1 protein-coding gene is annotated in these 571 nt (G+C 57.6%); it reads left to right on the top strand.

From position 1 onward, the window contains the following. Window positions 1–195 precede the first annotated feature (195 nt). Window positions 196–567, top strand: a complete 372-nt coding sequence (locus tag E4Q23_RS23150) for a hypothetical protein (RefSeq protein ID WP_169068756.1) — start codon at window positions 196–198, stop codon at window positions 565–567. Window positions 568–571 lie beyond the last annotated feature (4 nt).

The following is a 571-nucleotide window of genomic DNA, read 5'->3' as shown; positions in this document are numbered from 1 at the left end:
CTAGCGATGTAAGTGAGGTGATCGAGCAAGTCGCTGGTGAATTTTTCTCACAGCAAGACATCTCGATAGCGAAGTGTGTGCAGCTGACGCAAATCGCCGCCAAGCTCGGCAAGNNANCGTTGACTCGATGGCCCGTAGAACCGCAAGTGCTGCTGCCACCTTGTCCTTGAGGCTTCTGTCATTAGGCTCTTCGGCATGGCGACGCTGCTCGGCAAGAAAGCGTGGCCAGTTCGGGTTGAGCACCAACAAGTGGCCCGCAAGAAACTCCCAGTCTTCCTCGGACTGGAGCAATCGCTTTTCGCCAAGGCGAATCACTTCGCGCGCGGCGTAAAGCACATCCTTTCCTTGTGCCGGGACTATGCGAACCCGCTGGCGATCCGCGTCGGCGCGATATCCCGTGAGCTCTGGGGCGACATAGACCCAGAGCCTCAACAAATGGCCCCAGGTTTCCGGCTTGGGAGGGTGCGTCGACTGCAGCACCTGCAGTACATGGGGCTTGTCGATCTTCTCGACCACTCCCCAGTGGATGAGCTTTTTCTGATGGGCTTCGGTAACGTGATTCGATAGCGGT

This window comes from Candidatus Accumulibacter phosphatis (assembly GCF_012939955.1).
In the GTDB taxonomy this organism is placed as follows: domain Bacteria; phylum Pseudomonadota; class Gammaproteobacteria; order Burkholderiales; family Rhodocyclaceae; genus Accumulibacter; species Accumulibacter delftensis.
Note: the sequence above shows the minus strand (reverse complement) of the source record. Positions and strands in the feature narration are given on the sequence as shown.